General features: G+C 38.2%; 16 protein-coding genes. 15 read left to right on the top strand and 1 reads right to left on the bottom strand.

Going from position 1 to position 15415, the window contains the following annotated elements; genetic code table 11:
• Positions 1-70: 70 nt before the first annotated feature.
• The 7 genes from IGL36_RS09540 (at position 71) to thrB (ending at position 7943) form a co-directional block, all read left to right on the top strand.
• Complete coding sequence (locus tag IGL36_RS09540) at positions 71-1522, top strand: PLP-dependent aminotransferase family protein (RefSeq protein ID WP_002398030.1); 1452 nt, start codon at positions 71-73, stop codon at positions 1520-1522.
• A gap of 120 nt (positions 1523-1642) precedes the next feature.
• Positions 1643-3367 (top strand): phospho-sugar mutase, encoded by a 1725-nt coding sequence (locus IGL36_RS09535; RefSeq protein WP_002356727.1) that lies wholly within the window; start codon positions 1643-1645, stop codon positions 3365-3367.
• A 106-nt stretch (positions 3368-3473) separates the two neighbouring features.
• Positions 3474-4256: a pyrroline-5-carboxylate reductase gene (gene proC / locus IGL36_RS09530; RefSeq protein ID WP_002398031.1), complete on the top strand. Its 783-nt coding sequence runs from the start codon at positions 3474-3476 to the stop codon at positions 4254-4256.
• Between the two features lie 116 nt (positions 4257-4372).
• Complete coding sequence (locus IGL36_RS09525; protein ID WP_002356730.1) at positions 4373-4681, top strand: ArsR/SmtB family transcription factor; 309 nt, start codon at positions 4373-4375, stop codon at positions 4679-4681.
• Between the two features lie 51 nt (positions 4682-4732).
• The gene (locus IGL36_RS09520; RefSeq protein WP_002356731.1) at positions 4733-6025 is read left to right on the top strand and encodes a homoserine dehydrogenase; all 1293 of its coding nucleotides are present in this window, start codon (positions 4733-4735) and stop codon (positions 6023-6025) included.
• A 2-nt stretch (positions 6026-6027) separates the two neighbouring features.
• Entirely contained in the window at positions 6028-7083 is a 1056-nt protein-coding gene (thrC, locus tag IGL36_RS09515; RefSeq protein ID WP_002356733.1) for a threonine synthase, read from the top strand.
• Positions 7080-7943: a homoserine kinase gene (gene thrB / locus IGL36_RS09510; RefSeq protein ID WP_002384228.1), complete on the top strand. Its 864-nt coding sequence runs from the start codon at positions 7080-7082 to the stop codon at positions 7941-7943. Before thrC ends, thrB begins: the two co-directional genes overlap by 4 nt.
• Positions 7944-7984: 41 nt before the next feature.
• Here thrB and IGL36_RS09505 read toward each other — a convergent pair whose 3' ends face one another.
• Positions 7985-8842 carry a pyruvate, water dikinase regulatory protein gene (locus tag IGL36_RS09505; protein ID WP_002382760.1) on the bottom strand — a complete coding sequence of 286 codons (858 nt, stop codon included), beginning with the start codon at positions 8840-8842 and terminating at the stop codon, positions 7985-7987.
• Between the two features lie 98 nt (positions 8843-8940).
• Between IGL36_RS09505 and IGL36_RS09500 the strand changes: the two genes are divergently transcribed.
• From IGL36_RS09500 to era, 8 genes are all read left to right on the top strand, one after another.
• Complete coding sequence (locus IGL36_RS09500) at positions 8941-9381, top strand: Fur family transcriptional regulator (protein WP_002387080.1); 441 nt, start codon at positions 8941-8943, stop codon at positions 9379-9381.
• A 165-nt stretch (positions 9382-9546) separates the two neighbouring features.
• Positions 9547-9723, top strand: coding sequence for a 30S ribosomal protein S21 (rpsU, locus tag IGL36_RS09495; RefSeq protein ID WP_002356740.1), 177 nt, complete (start codon positions 9547-9549; stop codon positions 9721-9723).
• Between the two features lie 25 nt (positions 9724-9748).
• On the top strand, positions 9749-10198 hold the full coding sequence (locus IGL36_RS09490) for a GatB/YqeY domain-containing protein (protein WP_002356741.1): 450 nt from the start codon (positions 9749-9751) through the stop codon (positions 10196-10198).
• A gap of 242 nt (positions 10199-10440) precedes the next feature.
• Positions 10441-11355: a PhoH family protein gene (locus tag IGL36_RS09485; protein WP_369810298.1), complete on the top strand. Its 915-nt coding sequence runs from the start codon at positions 10441-10443 to the stop codon at positions 11353-11355.
• Between the two features lie 28 nt (positions 11356-11383).
• Positions 11384-13582 (top strand): HD family phosphohydrolase, encoded by a 2199-nt coding sequence (locus IGL36_RS09480; RefSeq protein ID WP_002356744.1) that lies wholly within the window; start codon positions 11384-11386, stop codon positions 13580-13582.
• The gene (ybeY, locus tag IGL36_RS09475) at positions 13582-14061 is read left to right on the top strand and encodes an rRNA maturation RNase YbeY (RefSeq protein ID WP_002356745.1); all 480 of its coding nucleotides are present in this window, start codon (positions 13582-13584) and stop codon (positions 14059-14061) included. The genes IGL36_RS09480 and ybeY overlap by 1 nt, the downstream gene beginning before the upstream one ends.
• Positions 14045-14446 carry a diacylglycerol kinase family protein gene (locus tag IGL36_RS09470; RefSeq protein ID WP_002382764.1) on the top strand — a complete coding sequence of 134 codons (402 nt, stop codon included), beginning with the start codon at positions 14045-14047 and terminating at the stop codon, positions 14444-14446. The genes ybeY and IGL36_RS09470 overlap by 17 nt, the downstream gene beginning before the upstream one ends.
• Before the next feature lie 13 nt (positions 14447-14459).
• Positions 14460-15362, top strand: a complete 903-nt coding sequence (era, locus tag IGL36_RS09465) for a GTPase Era (RefSeq protein ID WP_002359745.1) — start codon at positions 14460-14462, stop codon at positions 15360-15362.
• The last annotated feature ends 53 nt before the right edge of the window (positions 15363-15415 follow it).

Here is a 15415-nt window from a genome sequence, read left to right as displayed (position 1 = left end):
TTGTATTTTTGATTGACAAAAGCATTGAACTGGATTACTTTTAACTCATCCAATTGTTGAGGTGATTGCTATGTGGCAACTTAAAAAAGAACAAAATGTTCCCATTTATCGCAGTATTATGGAAATGATTGTTCAAAAGATTCAAACAGGCGAATTATTACCAGGCGAAAAAATCCCTTCGGAACGTAAACTGGCAGAGTACTTGTCTGTCAATCGTTCAACCGTTGTTCATGCATTAGACGAACTGGTGGACTTAGGCTGGATTGTGCGAAAAAGAGGGAGTGGAACGATTGTCAACGAAGGAAAATGGGGGGTAATGATGACGCCACGAACGGATTGGCATCGTTATTTAGAACAAAATGTGTTCAAACAAGTTCATCCCTTGGTGGCAGAGATTGAGTTACGAGCTAAACAAAATTTGCCGACTGACTTAGATATGTATACAGGCGAGTTGCCGTTAGACTTAATTCCCAGTTTCGATTTTCCAGCATTAAATTGGAAACAATTTTTAAAAGAGGAAGCACAAGATGAATTAGGTTATTTTCCGTTAAGAAAAGAAATCCAAGCCATTACAGCAACGGAATATCAGCTTCATTTACCAAGTGAAAGTTTATTGCTTACTTCAGGTGCGCAACAAGCACTTTTTTTAGTTTTGCAAGTTTTATTGAGACAAGGAGATAGTGTTGCCGTAGAAGATCCATCTTTCTTCTATGCCTTACCAATTTTCCAAGCTGCTGGTGTGCGCTTATTTGGTGTGCCCATGACAGAGGAAGGGATTGATCTTGAAGCGCTAGAACAAACAATCCGACAACATCGCATCAAAATGGTTATGGTTAATCCTTCCTTTCAAAATCCCACTGGGACAGTGATGCCTTTAAGAAAAAGAGAACAGCTCGTGAAAGTTTGTCAAACGTATCAAGTTCCTATTTTAGAAGATGATGTTTTTGGGCAGCTAAGTTTTATCCCGAAAACAGAAATTCCTCCTTTAAAAAAATTAGATCCAGACAATGTCTTGTATATCGGTTCGTTGTCAAAAATTTTAGGTTCGACCACGAAAATTGGTTGGTTAAGTGCGCCCGCCTCCGTGACGAAACAAATTGCAGAAGCCAGAAAAATGATGGATGTTTCGTTGAGTATTTTTCCGCAGATGCTCGCTAAAATGGCGATTGAAGATCCTTCTTTTTCTGAAAAAATTACGTTATTAAATAAACAAGTGGAACAACGAGCAACAGATGTGTATCAAGTATTTAAATCGTTGCCAGAATGGGAAGTTTCGCCAGTAAAAGGCGGCTTTTATTTATGGGCACATTGGCGTCAAGGGGCACTTAAGCCAGAAGAGTGGCAGGTGTTTTTACGAGAAGGTGTTTTGGTAGCACCAAGTGTAGCTTTTAGTGAAAAACGTGGAAGTATTCGTTTGAACTGTTCCCGAATTTCACCAGAAGAAATTCCTCTTTTTTGTGAGCGAATGGGACGGATTACACGACAACTTTCTGAAAATAGACAAACAAAAATAGAACACTAAGTAAGATTTTTCTTATAAAAATCATTTGCTGAGAGAAAACGCTACAACTTCCCTTTTCTAAACGAATATCCAATGCTATACTTAAAAAGTAAAAACAAAAAAACAAATGAGGTGTTTTCCATGTCTTGGGAACAAGTTTACCAACAATGGTTAAATGAAGAAAATATTCCAGAAAATTTAAAAAATGAATTAAAGGACTTAAATACAGACCCTGAAAAATGTGAAGATGCATTTTACGCACCATTAGAATTTGGGACTGCCGGGATGCGCGGGATTTTAGGCGCCGGTATTAATCGGATGAATATCTTTACGGTTCGTCAAGCAACAGAAGGACTTGCACGTTTTATGGATACGCAAGATCCTGAAACAAAACGTCGCGGTGTAGCTATTGCCTATGATTCACGTCATATGTCTCCAGAATTTGCAATGGAAGCAGCTAAAACATTAGCTAAACATGATATTCCTTCTTTTGTGTTTGAAAGCTTACGACCAACACCAGAATTATCTTTTGCGGTCCGTTACTTTAAAGCTTTTGCGGGAATCATGATTACGGCTTCTCACAATCCAGCTGCCTATAATGGTTACAAAGTCTACGGTGAAGACGGTGGTCAAATGCCGCCAGCTGATGCAGATGCATTAACTAAATATGTTCGTAGTATCGAAAATCCTTTGAAAATTGATGTCTTATCAGATGAAGAAGTTGCCCACAGCGGTTTAATTAACATTGTTGGTGAAGAAGTCGATAATGCGTATTTGAAAGAAATTAAAACAGTTACGATTAATCAAGAATTAATTAACGAAATGGGTAAAGAATTAAAATTAGTTTACACTCCCTTACATGGAACTGGGAAAATGTTAGGAGAAAAGGCATTAAAACAAGCCGGTTTTGAAAAATTTGTTTTAGTACCTGAGCAAGCCGTTGCTGATCCTGACTTTACTACAGTTAAGTCACCAAACCCTGAAGAACATTCAGCTTTTGAATACGCGATTCGTTTAGGGGAAAAAGAAGGCGCTGATTTATTGATTGCAACAGATCCAGATGCTGATCGTTTAGGTGCCGCTGTGCGGATGCCAAACGGAGACTACCAAGTATTAACAGGAAATCAATTAGGTTCAATTATGATTCATTATATTTTAGAAGCCCATCAACAAGCAGGCACGTTGCCTCAAAATGCTGCGGTTCTAAAATCAATCGTTTCTAGTGAACTTGCTACAGCGATTGCTGAGAAATATAATACGAAGATGTTTAATGTTTTAACAGGTTTCAAATTTATTGCTGAAAAAATTCAACAATACGAAGAAGACCACAGTCAAACGTTTATGTTTGGTTTTGAAGAAAGTTATGGTTATTTAGTGAAACCTTTTGTTCGTGATAAAGATGCAATTCAAGCGTTAGTTTTATTAGCAGAAGTAGCGGCTTTCTATAAAAAACAAGGAAAAACATTATACGATGGCTTACAAGATATCTTTGAAGAATTTGGTTACTTTGAAGAAAAAACTATTTCCGTAACAATGAGCGGAATTGAAGGCAGCGGTAAAATCAAAGCTTTAATGGCAAAATGTCGTGAACAAGCGCCAACTGAGTTTGCCGGGATTCAAGTTGCTCAAACGGAAGATTTTAAAGAATTAACACGCACTTTTGCAGATGGTCAAACAGAACAATTACAAACGCCTCCTTCTGATGTGCTGAAATATCATTTAGAAGATGGCAGTTGGATTGCTATCCGACCATCAGGAACAGAACCAAAAATTAAATTCTATCTAGCGACAAAAGCAACAAGTAGTTCAGAAGCTTCTGAAAAAATTGCTGCGTTTGAAGCAGTCGTTAATGAATTAACAAAATAAAATAAACGAAACAGGCTGTACGGAAAAAAGTACGAATGTTAGTGTTTGTGTCAAAAGTCAATTAGCTTTTGACACAAACACTTTATTTAACTAAGGAGGGAATGCTATGAAAATTGGCTTTATCGGTGCTGGCAGTATGGGCGGTGCTATGATTAAAGGATTACTGAAAGCTGAGGCAGTCAAGAAGGAACATTTATATGTGAAGGGCGGCTCAAGTGGAACAGCAGAAGCACTTCAAAAAGAGTGGGGCTTTCAACTTGTCACAGATTATGCACTTTTCCAAGAATGTAAGGTTATTTTTATTGCGACAGGAGCAAAGGTCGTGTTACCTGTCCTTCAGGAGTTAGCCTCTCATTTTTCCAACGAAAGTCTATTGATTTCTGTTGCAACAGGTCATACCATACAAGAAGCACAAATGGCTCTTGGCAATAAAGAAGCCAAAGTTGTTCATGCCATTCCTAATACACCAGTTAGCGTGAATCAGGGCGTGATTGGCGTAGCCTTGGCACCAACAATTGAAGGCCAAACGAAGGACCTGGTAATGGAACTTCTTGCTACTTTAGGGTTAGTCAAAGAAATTCGTGAAGCACAACTGGAAACTTTTGGTACTGTGGCTGGTTGCAGTCCAGCTTTTGTTGATATCTTTATGGAAGCATTGGGAGATGCAGCAGTCTTAGAAGGGCTACCAAGGGACTTATCTTATGAAATTGTCGCTCAAATGATAAAAGGAACGGCGACCTTAGCCTTAGACACGAAAAAACACCCAGGAGCATTGAAAGATGAAGTGACTTCTCCAGGAGGAAGTACGATTCGCGGTGTCGTAGCTTTAGAAAAAAATGGCTTCCGTTATGCCGTGATGGATGCAGTTCAGCAAGCCAACCACGAATAGATGAAGAAAGTTGGAAAATCGACAAGTTTGTCATTTTTCCAACTTTCTTTGTGCCATATTTTTCGTAGGAAAGAACAATCGCAGTTCTTATTTTAAAAAACTCTGTGTTATAATGAGTGCAAAGTGAGGCGACTATAATGAAACAAATGGAAGAAATCAAACAAGTAAGTCAATTATATAAAGTATTAAGTGATCCAACACGTTTAAGAATTTTGCTACTTTTAAAAGAAGGCGAGCATAATGTAACGGCGATTAGTGAACAATTGGGAATGGAACAGTCCGCCGTTTCTCATCAACTAAAATTATTAAGAGATAGCCGGGTTGTCAAGGCACGTCGCGAAGGAAAAACGATTTTTTATACATTGGATGATCATCATGTAATAGATATTTTAAATCAGACCTTTGAGCATATTGAACATCGATAAAAAGTAGGAAAAAATAGCGTAACTAGAATAGCGCTGTTGATGGAGGTAAAAATGAAGGATACCTTAAAGATCGGGTTACTAGGATTAGGGACTGTAGGCACTGGCGTTTTAACTCTCTTGAAAGAACATCAAGAGAAAATTTCACAAGTGACAGGAATGAATGTAGTCATTGAAAAAGCATTTGTCCGAAATCTTGAAACGAAACAAGCGCAAGCGGAAGAATACGGTCTTTCTTTAACAACTTCAATTGATGATATTTTAGAAGATAAAGAGATTCAAATCGTTGTGGAATTAATGGGAACCATTGAACCAGCCAAAACGTATATCATGAAAGCTTTAGAAAAGGGCAAACATATTGTGACTGCCAATAAAGATTTACTGGCGCAACATGGGAGTGAATTAGTAGCGTTAGCCCAAAAACATCATTGTGATTTATATTACGAAGCAAGTGTTGCTGGCGGGATTCCTATTTTAAGAACAATTGCTAATAGCTTAGCGGCAGACAATATTCAACAAGTTTTAGGGATTGTGAACGGTACGACGAATTATATGCTTACGCAAATGGTTTCTGCTGATAAAAGTTATGAAGAAGCTTTAGCAGAAGCGCAAGCGTTGGGCTTTGCTGAAGCGGATCCGACAAATGATGTCGATGGAATCGATGCAGCCTATAAAATGGTTATTTTAAGTCAATTTGCTTTTGGGATGAATGTTTCATTACCACAAGTTGATATTCGTGGAATTCGCGGATTGTCTTTAGATGATGTCGCTATGGCTAAACAACTGGGGTATGAAATCAAATTGATTGGCTCTGCTGAACAAAATGAGAATAGTATCTCGGTGGAAGTGGCGCCTATGCTAGTCAATCAAAAGCACCCTATTGCATCTGTTCGGAATGAGTACAATGCAGTATTTATAAAAAGTGCAGGCGTGGGGGAATCAATGTATTACGGTCCAGGAGCTGGCGCTAAACCGACAGCAACCAGTGTGGTCAGTGATTTAATTACGATTGCTAAAAACATTCGCTTGGCAACGACTGGCCATATGTTCAATTCGTATCAACATAAAACCCAATTGACGAGTTCCGAAAATGTATTTGGGCAGTACTATTTTTCATTAGATGTTCCAGATACACCAGGACAATTTTTGCAGTTGACGCAATTAATGACTAAAGCAGAAGTCAGCTTTGATCAATTAGTTCAACAGAAATCAGATGGACAGCGAGCAAGAATTGTTGCCATTACACACCAGATATCAAAAGCACAAATGCAACAAGTTGTGACAGCTATTCAAAATACGGAAGCCTTTCAGTTATTGAATGTAATGAAGGTTATAGGAGATGAGTAAACATGTATGAAGGTTTGTTAAAACAGTATCAAGCGTATTTGCCCGTAACAGAAAAAACACCAATGATTTCTTTAGCCGAAGGAAATACGCCACTGATTCCTTTACCTAATTTATCCAAAGAATTAGGTATTCAATTATATGGAAAATACGAAGGCTTAAATCCCACTGGCTCATTCAAAGATCGCGGGATGGTGATGGCTGTAGCAAAAGCGGTAGAAGAAGGTGCCAAAGCGATTGTTTGTGCTTCTACAGGAAATACTAGTGCCGCCGCTGCTGCGTATGCCACAAGAGCAGGTATTAAAGCGTATGTAGTGATTCCAGAAGGGAAAATCGCACTGGGAAAATTGGCGCAAGCTATTATGTATGGGGCAGACATTATTTCGATTCCAGGTAACTTTGATGAAGCATTAAAAGCGGTGCGAGAGATTGCGAAAACTGAGGCAGTTGCGCTAGTTAATTCAGTGAATCCTTATCGCTTAGAAGGGCAAAAGACAGCAGCTTTTGAAGTTTGTGAACAATTAGGTCAAGCGCCCGATGTCTTAGCGATTCCAGTTGGAAATGCCGGCAATATTTCCGCTTACTGGAAAGGCTTTAAAGAATGGCATGAAAAACAAGGAACAACTTTACCAAGAATGCATGGTTTTGAAGCAGAAGGTGCCGCAGCGATCGTGAAAGGCCAAGTGATTGAGCAACCTGAAACCGTGGCAACAGCGATCCGGATTGGAAATCCTGCTAGTTGGCAACTAGCAGAACAGGCACGGGATGAATCCGGTGGTTTCATTGATGCCGTGACAGATCAAGAAATTTTAACGGCTTACCGAAAAATTGCTGCTCAAGATGGGGTTTTCATTGAACCTGGTTCGGCTGCTTCATTAGCTGGAGTTATTCAACATGTTAAAAGCGGTAAAATCAAAGCAGGTGAAACCGTCGTGGCAGTCTTTACTGGTAACGGACTGAAAGATCCTGATACAGCAATGGAGACAGAAGTAGCTATTTCAAAAATGAGTGACGTGGAAGAAATGCGTCTGCACTTACGAAAAGGAGTCGCAACACTATGAAAATAAGAGTACCTGCCACTAGTGCCAACTTAGGACCTGGCTTTGATTCATGTGGCATTGCATTATCCGCTTATTTAACAATCAACGTTTTAGGTGAAAGTGAATTTTGGGAAATTCAACATACTATGGGAGAAGAGATTCCTACTAATGAAGAGAATTTATTAATTCAAACGGCATTGAAAATTGCACCAGAATTAACACCAAAAGTTATTCGGATGGTTTCTGACATTCCCCTTGCAAGAGGACTAGGCAGTAGCTCAAGTGTGATTGTAGCAGGCATTGAATTAGCTAACCGACTAGCACATTTAAATTTGTCCCCTAAAGAAAAAGTTCGTTTGGCCACAGAGATGGAAGGACATCCTGATAATGTGGCCCCAGCTATTTTAGGAGATTTCGTGGTGGCTAGCCATGTAGAAAACCAAGTCTACCATGTCAAACATCACTTTCCAATGTGTGATGTCATTGCATTTATTCCAGAGGAACCATTATTTACCGAAAAAAGTCGCGCTGTTTTGCCCGAAAAATTGACTTATAAAGAAGCGGTCGCGGCCAGCTCAATTGCCAATGTTATGATTGCCGCAATTTTAAACGGAGATTTACCTTTAGCAGGCAAAATGATGGAACAAGATAAATGGCATGAAACGTATCGTCGTTCATTGGTTCCTCACTTAAAAGAAATTCGTCGTTTAACTCAGCAAAAAGGTGCTTATGGCTCTTTCTTAAGCGGTGCTGGTCCAACTGTGCTAATCTTGTCGCCAGAAGAACGAACCAACGAAATTGTTCAAAGTTTGGAGAAATTATCTACCAAAGCGAGCATCCAAATTTTCAATATTGATCAAGAAGGCGTTCAAGTCTTTTAAAAAAACGAGAAAAAATCACTAGTGATTTTTTCTCGTTTTTTTTAATCCTCGGATGTTTCCGTGGAATAATAACTATGATCTTCTAAGTTCAAAGCATTAAGAATCATTGAGGCAGTTTCTTCAATTGAAAGAGAAGCGACATCAATAACGATACAACCTAATTTTTGATAAAGATCATTAGCAAAAGCCAGTTCTCGCCGAATTTTTTCAATATCTGAATAAGAAGTATTTTCAGGCAATCCATATGCGCGCATTCGTTCTTTACGAATCCCGTTTAAAACATTGGGATCGTTGGTTAAGCCAACAATTTTTTTAGGGTCCATTTCGAATAATTGTTTCGGTAAATGTGCTTCAGGAATTAGTGGCAAATTAGCAACTTTTAAGTTCTTGTTGGCTAAAAAGAGACTTAGCGGTGTTTTAGAAGTTCGGGAAACACCAAGAAGTAACACATCCGCTTCTAAAAAGCCTCGTGGGTCCTTGCCATCGTCATATTTGACAGCAAATTCCATTGCTTCAATTCGTTTAAAATAATTTTCATTCAGATGATGTAAGGCACCTGGTTCCCGCATAGGTGCGACACCTGTTAATCGTTCGATTTCCGCAACAGGTGGTGTCAAAATGTCAAAATGGAACAATTGATGCTCATTGAAAAATTGATTAGCAATCGCCACGAGATGATCATTAATGATAGTATGCAGTACCATGGCCTCTGCTTTTTTGGCATCTTCTAACGCTTGCACCAGTTTATCTTCGTCTTTAACGAATGTTCGTCTAATCAAAGTAAAATCAACAGTGGGGTACTGGGCCATTGAAGCAGCCGCCAATTTTGAAGCGGTCTCGCCAGCAGAATCTGAGATGACAAAAATCGTCACACATTTTTTTTCTTCAGAAATAGTCATAGAGGGTAAGTCCTTTCTTGCATTTTTAATAATTTTATTATACCATAAGTCCAGAATCTATTTCGTAATGATTCTGATTTAGGTTGGTGAGGGAGGAAATGGCGATGGCACCAGTAAAAACCAATATTGAACAAGCCTTAGAAACCATGAAAGCCAGTGGATTAAAATATACTAAAAAACGAGAATTACTGATGAGCTATTTGATTAAGCGAAATCGGTATGTTTCTGCACGTGAAGTGTATGAATTTATGAATGAAACCTTTAAAGGAGTCAGTTATGATACGGTTTATCGTAACTTGCATGACTTTGAGCGCTTAGAATTACTGGAAAAAACAGAATTAAATGGCGAGCAAAAGTTTCGCTTCCGTTGTTGCCAAGAGGTGGAACATCATCATCACTTTATTTGTACGGTTTGTGGCAAAACGGAAGAAATTCACATGTGTCCGATGAATTTTTTTGAAGAACAGTTAAAAGGTTGTTCAATTGAAGGACATCGCTTTGAAATCCTTGGTCGTTGTGCCGATTGTTGCGAAAAATAGCGAATAAGACGAAAAATCAAACAAAAATTTCGTATTTTATCAGTAGAGTGGTTGACGGTTATTTATGCTTTAGCTATAATATAACAAGGACAGTATTTTAATTTGTGGGTTTTTCCCACAAATAAGAAAAACGGTTACTTTTTAAGCTCGGAGGGAGGGAATAACATGTCAAAAACAGTCGTTCGTAAAAACGAATCTCTTGATGATGCTCTTCGTCGCTTCAAACGTTCCGTTTCAAAAGCGGGTACTTTACAAGAATCACGTAAACGTGAATTCTACGAAAAACCAAGTGTAAAGCGTAAGAAAAAATCTGAAGCAGCTAGAAAACGTAAAAAATTCTAGTTTTGAATGAATTGGAGTTGGTGGTATGTCATTGCTAACCACATTGAATGACGACATTAAAACAGCGATGAAAGCTAAAGACAAAGAAACTTTAGCCGTACTTCGTATGTTAAAGACTGCCATTCAAAATGATCAGATTAAAGCGGGCCGTGAATTGAACGGAGAAGAAGAACTCACTGTATTGTCTCGTGAGATGAAACAGAGAAAAGATTCTTTATCAGAGTTTGAAAAGGCGGGACGCGACGATCTTGTTGAAAAAGTAAAAGTTGAAATAGCAATTGTTGAAAAATATATGCCTCAACAACTAACGGAGGAAGAAATTCGTCAACTAGTTCAAGAGGTAATGACGCAAACTGGCGCCACTTCACCAAAAGATTTTGGTAAAGTGATGGGCGCTATGATGCCGAAAGTCAAAGGCAAAGCCGATGGCAACCAAGTTAACGCAATTGTGAAAGAATTATTACAAGAAAACTAAGAGCGTTATCGAAACTAGGACAGTATCCTGTCCTAGTTTTTTTATGCAAAGAGAAAACCGGTAGCTTTTTACGGTTTTCTCTTTTTTGACTTTCAAAGTCAAATCAGGTACGACTTCTTTTTAAACAGATAAGAATGTGGTATCATTGTAAAGGACTATATAATAAAGGAGATGGACGTTTTTTGACAGATAATCAGTCAAAATCTTTGGAATTAATACTTACTGATTCTGATGATGCACACATGCTTTTAGGAACACATGATAAACATATCAAATTTTTAGAAGAGAATACCCACGTAACGATTAATAGTCGTGGCGAAGTTATTCAGTTAATTGGCGAATCATCAGAGGTAGAGTTAGTCGCTTCCGTGTTAAGAGCGCTACAAACATTAATTCAACGAGGCATCAAAGTGCATACGCCAGATGTCGTTTCTGCTTTAAAAATGGCCAAAGCTGGAAATTTAGAGGCGTTTATTGCCATGTATGAAGAAGAAATTATGAAGGACCATCATGGTCGGGCCATCCGAATTAAGAATGTTGGTCAAAAAAAATATATCGATGCAGTTAAAACTCATGACGTCATTTTCGGGGTGGGACCTGCGGGGACAGGAAAAACCTTTTTGGCCGTGGTGATGGCAGTAGCAGCTTTAAAAAAAGGCGAAGTACAAAAAATTATTTTAACTCGTCCAGCGGTGGAAGCTGGCGAAAGCTTGGGCTTTTTACCAGGTGACTTAAAAGAAAAAGTCGATCCTTATTTACGTCCAGTTTACGATGCCTTGTATCAAATTTTTGGTATGGATCATACAAATCGTTTAATGGAACGCGGCGTTATTGAAATTGCCCCGCTTGCTTATATGCGTGGTCGTACATTGGATGATGCTTTTGTCATTCTAGATGAAGCACAAAATACCACGGTTGCCCAAATGAAAATGTTTTTAACTCGTTTAGGGTTTAGTTCAAAAATGATTGTTAATGGAGATACTAGTCAGATTGACTTGCCACGTGGTGTAACAAGTGGTTTAGTTAACGCCGAGCGTACGTTAAAAGACATTGAAAAAATTGCCTTTGTAAATTTTGAAGCCAGTGACGTTGTGCGTCATCCGGTTGTAGCACAAATTATTCAAGCCTATGAAAAAGAACAACAAAAGCATTCCTAATCAGTTAGGGAAGGAGTGAAAGTACCTTTTGAAAAAAGTACTTACAAAGTTAGGGGATCGTTTAGGTAAAGCCTATTTACCTATTTTATTAGCCGTTTTTTCTCTTCTTTTATTTATGATTATGTTTGGCAGTGTCCATCAGAAAAGAGTAGAAATTAAAGAAGGTCAACTGGCCGAGAAAACCATTCGTGCAAATAAAAATATCGAGAATACCTACGAAACAGAACAAAGAAAAAAATTGGCAGCAGAAGCTGTCACCCCCGAATATATTTATCAAGAAGATACGGCATCTGTCCAACATAATCGTATTGATAAATTATTTAAATTGATTGATTCTGCGAATGAAAAAGTAGACAAAGAGTACAGCAATAAGCAAGCGAAGGCCAAAAAGGAAGAAACGATTCCTGCGCCGACCGTGGAAGAACGAGTGGCTAGCTTAAAATCATTGTTTGAATCTTTACCGCAAGATGAAGTTACGTTTTATCAAAGTTTTCCTAATGTTTTTTATCAAACAATCTTTACATTAACCTCTGAGCAATTAGATAAGGTTCGTTCAGAAAGTTTGATGTTGGTGGATGATGCGATGCAAAATCACGTTCGAGAATCTGATTTGGATAAAATTCGCCAAGAAGCTAACGGTAAAATTCAATACTTAGACATTACGAGTACCATGCAACAAGTCATTCGTTACATTGTTAACCAAGGGATTGTGGTAAACGATATTGCCAATGAAAAACGAACAGAAGAGCTACGCCAAAAAGCGATGAATGCTGTTCAACCCGCAATGATTTATCAAGGCGAAATTATTGTTCGTGAAGGTACTCAAATTGATGCAAAAGCGGTCGAAAAACTTGAGTTACTAGGAATGACTAGTCAAAATACCTCTATTTTTCCGATGGTGGCATTAGCATTAGCTATTTTACTTCAAGTTGAAGTGTTGATTTTCTTTACAAAACAAGTGACTGAGCCTTCGCGACAACGCTCGTTTATTATCTTTTACACGGGTGCTATGCTAATCAGTGTTATTTTAATGAAATTCTTCCAGATTTTCCAAACAGAGCAGTTGATGTATATTCCCTTGTTCTATCCAGCAGCCTTTGCACCGCTGATTCTAAATCATTTTGTGAATCGTCGTTCAGGGATAATCGCTGCCATTTTCCAAGTCGTTTTTGCGTTATTTATCTTTTATAATTCTATTGGTACAAACTCGTTGACGGTTATTCTGATTATGTACTTATTCTCAGGATTTCTAGCAACAGTTGTTAAACGGAAACGGATGAGTGAGCAAGTTTTCCCAGCTTTAATGTGGGTAGTGGTCTTTCCTGTTTTCATGGCGGTTGTCTTAATGATTTATCAAGGGATGAGTTTAACAGATGGTAAAACGTGGACAGCTTTAATTTGTGCAAGTGCAGGAACGGTACTTTCATTTTTAGCAACAATGGGCTTGCATCCATATATCGAATTATTAGTGACCGATGATAGTATGATTGTCTTGAATGAATTAAGTAATCCGAACCATCCGTTGTTAAAACAACTGTTAGAAGAAGCGCCAGGTACCTATCATCATAGCATGATGGTGGCTAGTTTGAGTGCTAACGCTGTTGCTGAGATTGGCGGGCGGTCGCTATTAACACGAGTTGCTTGTTATTACCATGACATTGGCAAAATTAAACACGCCAATTTCTTTGTGGAAAACTTACCTGCTGGTGCAGAAAATCCACATAACTTTTTATTACCAGAAGATAGTAAACAAATTATTTTTGGCCACGTAATTGATGGTGCCAAAATTTTAGAAGAGTACAATATGCCTCAAATGGTGATTGACATTTGTCGTCAACATCATGGCACAACATTGATGAAATTTTTCTATGTGAAAGCAAAAGAACGCAATCCTGAAATTAAAGAATCCGACTTCCGTTATCCTGGACCACGTCCACAAACACGAGAAGCAGGGATTGTGAGTATTGCTGATACTTGTGAGGCTGCTGTGCGGGCGATGGACCATCCCACCAACGAAAAAATTCAAGCCTTTGTGCATAATGTGATTCAAGACAGAATTTCAGATGGCCAATTAGATGAATGTGGGTTAACGATGAAAGAGATTCGCATCATTGAAAAATCATTAATTAATGGATTGTGCAGTACCTTCCATTCACGGATTAAGTATCCAAAAATGAAAGCTGAAGCAGAAGAAATGAAAGATGAACAAGAAAAGAGAGATGACTAATGGATATTACTTTCATTGATGAAACCGAGAAAGTACCAACAGAAGAAATCAAAGAAATCGAAAACTTGCTGCAATTTGCAGCGGGTTTTCTAGAAATTGCCGAAGATACGGAGATGTCGGTGACTTTTACAGATAACGCAGGTATCCAAGTGATTAATCGTGACTATCGGGGCAAAGATATGCCTACAGATGTCATCAGTTTTGCTTTAGAGGATGAAGGGGAAGACGAATTGCCAATTATTTTTGATGATGAAGAGTTGGCAGAGCTACCACGGAATCTAGGTGATTTAATTATTTCAACAGAGCGAGCAGCAGAACAAGCAGTTGAATATGGGCACACATTGGAACGAGAAATGGGCTTTTTGGCAGTACATGGCTTTTTACATTTGAATGGGTACGATCATATGGAACCTGAAGATGAAAAAGAAATGTTTGGTTTACAGAAAGAGATTTTAGATGCGTATGGCCTTAAAAGATGAGCAAACAGGAAAGAATAAACATTTTATTAATTCATTAGAATTTGCCTGGCAAGGAATCAAAACAGTTTTTCGAGAAGAACGTAATATGCGCAAACATGTGGCGTTTGGTGTCACGGCCATTGTGTTTGGTTTCTTGTTTTCTTTAACACTTGCTGAATGGCTGTGGTTGTTATTGGCCGTTTTTCTTGTCTGGTTGGCAGAAATTATCAACACAATTTTTGAAAATGTCGTAGATATGTTTACGGATTTTCACTTTCATCCAATCGGAAAAAAGGTTAAAGACATGGCCGCAGGAGCTGTTTTATTAACAGCCGGTTTCGCAGTGCTAGTAGGACTAATTCTATTTGTACCAAAAATTTTACAAATCATTCAAATGTGGAAATAAAAGGAGAAATACAATGACAACTGAACATAAATCTGGTTTCGTAGCCATTGTCGGCAGACCAAATGTTGGAAAATCAACATTGTTAAATCGAATTGTCGGCCAAAAAATTGCAATTATGAGTGACAAAGCACAAACAACTCGTAATAAGATTCAAGGAATTTATACAATTCCTGAAGCACAAATTGTTTTTATCGATACTCCAGGGATTCACAAACCTAAACACCGCTTAGGCGATTTCATGGTGGAAAGTGCCTATAATGCGATGCGTGAAGTAGATGCTACTTTATTTATGGTAAGTGCTGATCAAAAACGCGGGAAAGGTGACGACTTTATTATTGAACGATTGAAAAATAATAATAGTCCAGTCTACTTGATTATTAATAAAATTGACAAAGTCCATCCAGATGATTTATTGAGTATTATTGAAGACTATTCGAAACAAATGGACTTTAAAGAAATTATTCCCATTTCTGCCACTGAAGGAAATAATTTTGAGCATTTAATGGATGTTCTCGTTGAGCAAATGCCAGAAGGACCACAATATTTCCCTGATGACCAAATTACGGATCATCCAGAATATTTTATCGTTTCTGAATTAATTCGTGAAAAGGTGTTACTTTTAACAAGAGATGAGATTCCTCATTCTGTCGCTGTCGTTGTGGACTCAATGAAACGGGATGAAAACGATAAAGTCCATGTCCAAGCAACCATTATTGTAGAACGGGACAGTCAAAAAGGCATCATCATTGGCAAAGGCGGAAAAATGCTGAAACAAATTGGTACCAAGGCGCGTCAAGATATTGAATATTTATTAGATGACAAAGTGTATTTGGAGCTGTGGGTAAAAGTCCAAAAAGACTGGCGTGACAAAAAAATCTATTTACAAGATTTTGGTTATCGCAAAGAAGAATATTAAGAAAGTAGTGTTTGGGAAGTGAGTGTATAAACGAACTTTCCAAACACTACACT

The organism is Enterococcus sp. AZ011, assembly GCF_050548355.1.
In the GTDB taxonomy this organism is placed as follows: Bacteria; Bacillota; Bacilli; order Lactobacillales; family Enterococcaceae; genus Enterococcus; species Enterococcus faecalis.
The sequence above is the reverse complement of the archived record's forward strand: the minus strand, read 5'-3'. Positions and strand labels throughout refer to the sequence as shown.

What these genes read in the sequence shown, in the direction of transcription:
- IGL36_RS09500 (WP_002387080.1), top strand. Translation starts at nt 8,941, where the DNA reads ATGGCGATGGCACCAGTAAAAACCAATATTGAACAAGCCTTAGAAACC.
- thrC (WP_002356733.1), top strand. Translation starts at nt 6,028, where the DNA reads ATGTATGAAGGTTTGTTAAAACAGTATCAAGCGTATTTGCCCGTAACA.
- IGL36_RS09535 (WP_002356727.1), top strand. Translation starts at nt 1,643, where the DNA reads ATGTCTTGGGAACAAGTTTACCAACAATGGTTAAATGAAGAAAATATT.
- IGL36_RS09485 (WP_369810298.1), top strand. Translation starts at nt 10,441, where the DNA reads ATGCTTTTAGGAACACATGATAAACATATCAAATTTTTAGAAGAGAAT.
- IGL36_RS09470 (WP_002382764.1), top strand. Translation starts at nt 14,045, where the DNA reads ATGGCCTTAAAAGATGAGCAAACAGGAAAGAATAAACATTTTATTAAT.
- thrB (WP_002384228.1), top strand. Translation starts at nt 7,080, where the DNA reads ATGAAAATAAGAGTACCTGCCACTAGTGCCAACTTAGGACCTGGCTTT.
- ybeY (WP_002356745.1), top strand. Translation starts at nt 13,582, where the DNA reads ATGGATATTACTTTCATTGATGAAACCGAGAAAGTACCAACAGAAGAA.
- era (WP_002359745.1), top strand. Translation starts at nt 14,460, where the DNA reads ATGACAACTGAACATAAATCTGGTTTCGTAGCCATTGTCGGCAGACCA.
- IGL36_RS09505 (WP_002382760.1), bottom strand. Translation starts at nt 8,842, where the DNA reads ATGACTATTTCTGAAGAAAAAAAATGTGTGACGATTTTTGTCATCTCA.
- IGL36_RS09490 (WP_002356741.1), top strand. Translation starts at nt 9,749, where the DNA reads ATGTCATTGCTAACCACATTGAATGACGACATTAAAACAGCGATGAAA.
- proC (WP_002398031.1), top strand. Translation starts at nt 3,474, where the DNA reads ATGAAAATTGGCTTTATCGGTGCTGGCAGTATGGGCGGTGCTATGATT.
- IGL36_RS09540 (WP_002398030.1), top strand. Translation starts at nt 71, where the DNA reads ATGTGGCAACTTAAAAAAGAACAAAATGTTCCCATTTATCGCAGTATT.
- rpsU (WP_002356740.1), top strand. Translation starts at nt 9,547, where the DNA reads ATGTCAAAAACAGTCGTTCGTAAAAACGAATCTCTTGATGATGCTCTT.
- IGL36_RS09520 (WP_002356731.1), top strand. Translation starts at nt 4,733, where the DNA reads ATGAAGGATACCTTAAAGATCGGGTTACTAGGATTAGGGACTGTAGGC.